The 5,621-nt window shown below is 71.7% G+C and carries 6 protein-coding genes and 1 pseudogene; 5 read left to right on the plus strand and 2 right to left on the minus strand.

The window, feature by feature from the left end; translation table 11 throughout:
• Together GUY59_RS45815 and GUY59_RS45820 are read left to right on the plus strand one after the other, a co-directional pair.
• A pseudogene (locus GUY59_RS45815) lies at window positions 1-409 on the plus strand (hypothetical protein); the annotation flags it as partial.
• 61 nt (window positions 410-470) lie between these two features.
• Window positions 471-1,334: a DUF2268 domain-containing protein gene (locus GUY59_RS45820; protein WP_138202506.1), complete on the plus strand. Its 864-nt coding sequence runs from the start codon at window positions 471-473 to the stop codon at window positions 1,332-1,334.
• Between the two features lie 69 nt (window positions 1,335-1,403).
• Here the strand turns inward: GUY59_RS45820 and GUY59_RS45825 are convergent, their stop codons facing one another.
• Together GUY59_RS45825 and GUY59_RS45830 are read right to left on the minus strand one after the other, a co-directional pair.
• On the minus strand, window positions 1,404-2,054 hold the full coding sequence (locus GUY59_RS45825) for a response regulator transcription factor (RefSeq protein ID WP_138202507.1): 651 nt from the start codon (window positions 2,052-2,054) through the stop codon (window positions 1,404-1,406).
• Window positions 2,051-3,307 (minus strand): sensor histidine kinase, encoded by a 1,257-nt coding sequence (locus tag GUY59_RS45830; protein WP_252375036.1) that lies wholly within the window; start codon window positions 3,305-3,307, stop codon window positions 2,051-2,053. Before GUY59_RS45830 ends, GUY59_RS45825 begins: the two co-directional genes overlap by 4 nt.
• Before the next feature lie 143 nt (window positions 3,308-3,450).
• Here GUY59_RS45830 and GUY59_RS45835 point away from each other — a divergent pair, with 143 nt between their 5' ends.
• The 3 genes from GUY59_RS45835 (at window position 3,451) to GUY59_RS45845 (ending at window position 5,476) form a co-directional block, all read left to right on the plus strand.
• Window positions 3,451-4,014: a ClpP family protease gene (locus GUY59_RS45835; protein ID WP_138202508.1), complete on the plus strand. Its 564-nt coding sequence runs from the start codon at window positions 3,451-3,453 to the stop codon at window positions 4,012-4,014.
• Window position 4,015: 1 nt separating this feature from the next.
• Window positions 4,016-4,633 (plus strand): ATP-dependent Clp protease proteolytic subunit, encoded by a 618-nt coding sequence (locus GUY59_RS45840; RefSeq protein WP_138202509.1) that lies wholly within the window; start codon window positions 4,016-4,018, stop codon window positions 4,631-4,633.
• Window positions 4,634-4,714: 81 nt separating this feature from the next.
• Complete coding sequence (locus GUY59_RS45845; protein WP_138202510.1) at window positions 4,715-5,476, plus strand: TSUP family transporter; 762 nt, start codon at window positions 4,715-4,717, stop codon at window positions 5,474-5,476.
• Window positions 5,477-5,621: the final 145 nt, after the last annotated feature.

Consider the following 5,621-nt stretch of genomic DNA (forward strand, 5'->3'; position numbering starts at 1 on the left):
GCGGTTCCTGGAGCCGGTGATGGTGGGCGGGACGCTCATCGGGGAGGCCCACGGGCCCGACTTCGTGCCCTACTGGCTGACCGACCGCGCGCCCGCGCTGCCCCGGCTGACCCGGCGGCGCAGGCCACTGACCGAGACGCGCAAGCGGGTGCTGATGGCCGCGCTGGCTCTGGTGCTGTTGCTGTTGCTGGTGACGGCCATCCTGCTGCTGCTGGTGCTCGGCCGGCAGGAGAGCGAGCCGCAGCCCAGGCAGTTGCCGCCGACGGTGTTCGTGCCGACGCCGCCGCCGACGCCGGAGACCCCGGAGCCGCAGCCCTCGCCGTCGCAGTCGCCCGAGCCGAGCCGGACCGGTCCGGGCACCCCGGGGGAGTCGCCGGGCGACGAGAGCGGCGAGGAGCCCGAGCTCTGACGCGCCGGGGGCGGTAACGCGGTTGACCCTCACGTAACGTGAGACCCTATGGTCCTGCGCCATGGAGTTCATCATTCATGACACGTTGACGCCGATGGCCGACATGTTGCGCGGGCCGCTCGACCGGCGTGCGGACGCGCTGCGTGAGCTGGTCGGGCCGCTGCGCGACGTGATCCCGATGCCGGGTGACATCGTCGACATCCATCACCAGGGCGGCGGCTTCCGGGTCGACGCCGACGACCCGCGCTACCTGCCCGCGGTCGAGCGCATGATCGAGGCCGACGTGCTGGGCCAGGTACGCCGCGAGCTGACCCGCGCCTCGGAGCGGCTGTCGGAGGCCAATCAGGGCGAGACGCTGGACGTGTGGTTCTTCATGGGCGACCCCGGCAACGACCACCTGATGACGACGGCCGGCGGCTACTACGGCATGGGCGGCGCGCCGGGCATGATCTACCTGCTGGCCTGGCCGTCCGACGAGGTGATCGGCAAGATCGGGCATCTGGCGGTGCACGAGTTCCACCACGGCGTGCGCTACGCCAACGTCGAGTGGAACCCGGCCACCGTGACCGTCGGCGAGCACGTGCTGGCCGAAGGGTTGGCCGAGGCGTTCGTGCGCGAGTTGTCGGGGCCGGAGGCGATCGGCCCGTGGTCGTCGATGGTGACCGGCGAGAGGTACGACGTCGCGTACGAGAAGATCATGGCGAACTTCGACCTGGAGGGGATGCAGAACACGCCGGCGTTCGTGCTCGGGGACAGCGCGACGCGCAGCTTCGGGCAGGAGCCGCGCGGCATTCCGGACATGGCGGGATACGCGGTAGGGCTGCGGCTCGTCGAGCAGATCCTGTCGGCCACCGGCATGACGGCGGCCGAGGCGAGCGTGCTGCCCGGAGCCGAGCTCATGCGGCGCGCCGGCCTGCGCGGATAGCGCCCGGTCGGTCGGCGGGCCGGTCGGCGGGCCGGTCGGCGGGCCGGTCGGCGGGCCGTCGAGCGGCCGTCATCTGGGGGACACGAAGCCGGACTCGTAGGCGGCGATCACCGCCTGCGTACGGTCACGCGCCCGGAGCTTGGCCAGCACGTTGCCGACGTGCGTCTTGACGGTCTCCTGGCTGACGACCAGCTCGGCGGCGATCTCGTGGTTGGACAGCCCTCGGGTCATCAGGCGCAGCACGTCGCCCTCGCGCCCGGTCAGCCGGTCGATGCCCGGCACCCTGGAGGGCGAGACGCTCTCGTGGCGGCGTACGGCCAGGGCGCGGATCGCGGCGGGGAACAGCAGCGACTCGCCGGACGCGACCAGCTTGACGGCCCGCACCAGTTCCTCGGGCCTGGCGCGTTTGAGCAGGAAGCCGCTGGCCCCGGCGCGCAGCGCGTCGTAGACGTAGTCGTCGTTCTCGAAGGTCGTCACCACCAGCACCTTGGGCGGGTCGTCCAGCGCCATGAGCCGCTCGGTGGCCTGGATGCCGTCGAGCGCGGGCATGCGCACGTCCATCAGCACGAGGTCGGGGCGCTCACGGCGGACGACGGGCAGGACCGCGGCGCCGTCGGCGGCCTCGCCGACCACGCTCAGGCCGGGCTCGGCGTCGATGATGATGCGCAGGCCGGCCCTGATGAGGTCCTCGTCGTCGGCGATGACGACAGTCAGAGTCATGGACTCGACCGTAGCGGCAGCCGGGCGGAGACCGTCCACCCTGCCTGCGTGGGGCCGGCGTCGAGGTCGCCGTTGAGCAGGCGTACGCGCTCGCGCATGCCCGCCACGCCCCTGCCTCCCGACGGGCCGGCGGCGCCGTCTCCCGCGGCGTTGGTGACCTCGAGCCGCAGCTCGCCGTCCCGCACACCGGCCGACAGCCGCACCGGGCCCTTCCCGTGCTTGATGGCGTTGGTGAGGGCCTCCTGCAGGATGCGGTAACCCTCCCGGGACACGACGGCGGGCACGCCCGACAGATCACCGACCTCCTGCCGTACCTGGGCGCCCGAGGCGGCGACGAGGTCGCCGAGATCGGCGAGCGTGGCCTGCGGGCGCCTGCCGGGGACGCCCGCGCCGGTTCCGTCGCCGCCGTCGCTGCCGCCGTCGCTGCCGCCGTCGCTGGGGTCGTCGCGGCCGCTGTCACGCAGGACTCCCAGGACGTGGTCGAGGTCGTCGAGCGCGGCGCGGGCGGACTGCTCGATGGCGGACAGCGCGTTCTTGGCCGTGCCGGGGTCGTGGTCGAGCACCCGGCCGGCGGCCGCGGCCTGCAGTGTCACGACACTCAGCGCGTGGCCGACCGAGTCGTGCAGCTCGCGGGCCAGCCGGTTGCGCTCGGCCAGCGTACGGGCCTGCTCCTCGGCGGCGGCCAGGCGCTCATCCGGGGTGGGGCCGAGCAGGACGGGGGCCAGCCTGGCCAGCAGCGCGCCGGCACCCGCGGCCATGACGATCAGCGCGGCCAAGGTCGCGAGCCCGCCGAGCGCCCACATCACCGCGTTCCACCCGGGCGTGACGACGGCGCCCAGCACCGGCGTCGGGGCCCCGACGATGGGCAGTAGCAGCGTGAACACCGTGAACGGCACGATCGCCAGCGTGCAGCCGCTGACCACGCCGCCGATCGCCAGGTGCAGCGTGAACCAGGCGGCGGTGCGGCGGCGCTCCTGCCAGGAGCGGCCCGCCTGCCGTGGCGGGGTCTCCACGTGCGCCCCGAGCAGGCCCTGCGCCGCGTTCACCTCCAGCGCCCGCACCGGCAGGAACAGCCCGGTCGCCGCCACCACGGGCAGCATCGCCACGAACACGCCCACCTGGACGGGCAGCAGGACGTTGGCGTCCTCTCCCTGCCAGATGGCCGCCGCCAGGACGCCGACCATCATGTACGGCATCAGCAGCGCGCCGCCCAGGATGAGGCACGCCCATCGGCGCGCCAGGTTCTTTCTCACACCGGCGATTATATGTCGACGTTTATTCGCTCACAGAATAATGCGCCCTTAGAGAAATGCGCCGCCAGCGAAAAGAATTCTTCTTGGGTGCCTTCGCGGTCTAGCGTTTTTCGCGTGAATGCCCGCACAGAAAGGTGGCGACCATGACGGAGACCCAGCGCCCACAGTGGCCTGACCAGCTCAGCCAGCGCCTGCTGAAAGAGCGCATCGTCGTTCTCGGCCAAGAGGTCGACGACGAGATCTGCAACCGGCTCTGCGGTGAGCTGCTTTTGCTCGCGGCTGAGGACCCCGCGCGCGACATCACCCTTTACATCAATTCACCGGGCGGTTCCGTGCACGCGGGGCTGGCGCTCTACGACATGATGCAGTTCGTGCCGTGCGACGTGGCCACGGTGGCGATGGGGTTCGCCGCGTCGATGGGCCAGGTGCTGCTGTCGGCGGGGGCCAAGGGCAAGCGCTACGCCCTGCCCAACGCCCGCGTCGTCATGCACCAGCCGCTCGGCGGCATCGGAGGCTCCGCCAGCGACATCGCGATCCAGGCCGAGAACATGCTCTACACCAAGCGCAGGCTGGCCGAGATCATCGCCCATCACACCGGCCAGCCCCTGGAGCGCATCCAGGCCGACTCCGACCGCGACCACTGGTTCACGGCCCAGGAGGCGCTCGACTACGGCTTCGTCGACCACATCGCAGAAGGGATGAACTGACATGAGCGGCCGTTACGTGTTGCCCTCCTTCACCGAACGCACCTCCTACGGCATGAAGGAGATGACCCCCTACACCAAGCTGTTCGAGGACCGGGTCATCTTCATGGGCGCGCCGATCGACGACACCGTGGCCAACGACGTGATGGCGCAGCTGCTCACGCTGGAGTCGCTCGACCCCGACCAGGACATCAACATCTACATCAACTCGCCCGGCGGCTCGTTCACGGCGATGGCGGCCATCTACGACACGATGCAGTACGTCCGGCCGGAGATCCACACGGTCTGCATCGGCGAGGCGTCCTCGGCTGCGGCGGTCCTGCTGGCGGCCGGTTCGCCGGGCAAGCGGGCGGCGCTACCCCACGCGCGCGTCCTGCTGCACCAGCCGGCCACCGAGGGCGGTCGCGGGCAGTCCAGCGACCTGGAGATCCACGCCAGGGAGATCCTGCGCATGCGCGACCAGCAGGAGGACATCCTTTCGCGGCACACCGGCAGGGGCGTGCTGGAGATCAGGAAGGACATCGAGCGCGACCGCATCTTCACGGCCGAGCAGGCCCGCTCTTACGGGCTGGTGGACGACATCTACGCCTCGAGGAAACGCACACCGGCCGGCGCCCGCTGACCCTCGTGCGGGGCCCTGGCCGGCGGCTGACACGCGACTTGTACACTCTTGAAGTTTCTTGGGGGACATCGGGGGAGTGGCGTGCCGCTGGAGCAGGTCCTGATGCTGCTGTGCGCGGCCGCGGGAGCGGGGTGGGTCGACGCCGTCGTGGGTGGCGGCGGGCTGCTGCAACTGCCCGCGATCATGGTGACCGGCATGCCGACGGTCGAGGCGATGGCCACCAACAAGTTCTCCTCCGTCTTCGGCACCGCCTCGGCGGCCGTGGCCTACGCGCGCTCCGCCAAGGTCGACCGGCAGGTGGCCCTGCCCGGCGCCACGCTGGCGGTGCTCAGCGCGGGGCTCGGAGCGTGGGCGGCGGCGTCGATCTCGGCCGAGGTGCTGCGGCCCGCCGTCATGGTCGTGCTGCTGGCCGTGGCGGCGTTCGTGACGCTGCGGCCGGCCATGGGCGCCGCGCCGGAGCCGCACCTGCGCACCCGGGGCCGGGTGATCGCGGCGGTGGCGACGGCGGGGGCGGGCATCGCTTTCTACGACGGCATCCTCGGGCCCGGCACGGGAACGTTCCTCATCGTCGCCTTCACCGCCATCCTCGGGCTGGACTTCGTCTCGGCCTCCGCCTCCGCGAAGATCATCAATATCGGGACGAACCTGGGGGCGCTGCTGGTGTTCGGGGCTCAGGGGCACGTGCAGTGGGCTCTGGGGCTGGGCATGGCGGTGTGCAACGTGGCCGGGGCCCAGCTCGGCGCGCGCATGGCGCTCAGGCGGGGCGCCGCCTTCGTACGGGTCGTCCTGCTGGGCGTGGTGGCGGCCATGGTGGTCAGGCTGGGCTGGCAGGAGTTCGCCTGACCACGCGCCGGGGACCGCACGTCGGGCCGATGGGCGGGACCGGTGGGGTGCTGGTCAGGCGGCGGGTTCCTCGGCGCGGGCGCGCAGGGCCGTGGCAGCCAGCGCCACGAACGCCGCCAGCAGCGCGGGGATGTCCAGCGCCCGC

Source organism: Nonomuraea sp. K271 (genome assembly GCF_009908215.1).
GTDB classification, from domain to species: Bacteria; Actinomycetota; Actinomycetes; order Streptosporangiales; family Streptosporangiaceae; genus Nonomuraea; species Nonomuraea longispora.

Bases quoted from the DNA above. Each gene is read 5' to 3' on its own strand.
- GUY59_RS45820 (WP_138202506.1), top strand. From the start codon at position 471: ATGGAGTTCATCATTCATGACACGTTGACGCCGATGGCCGACATGTTG.
- GUY59_RS45825 (WP_138202507.1), bottom strand. From the start codon at position 2,054: ATGACTCTGACTGTCGTCATCGCCGACGACGAGGACCTCATCAGGGCC.
- GUY59_RS45835 (WP_138202508.1), top strand. From the start codon at position 3,451: ATGACGGAGACCCAGCGCCCACAGTGGCCTGACCAGCTCAGCCAGCGC.
- GUY59_RS45840 (WP_138202509.1), top strand. From the start codon at position 4,016: ATGAGCGGCCGTTACGTGTTGCCCTCCTTCACCGAACGCACCTCCTAC.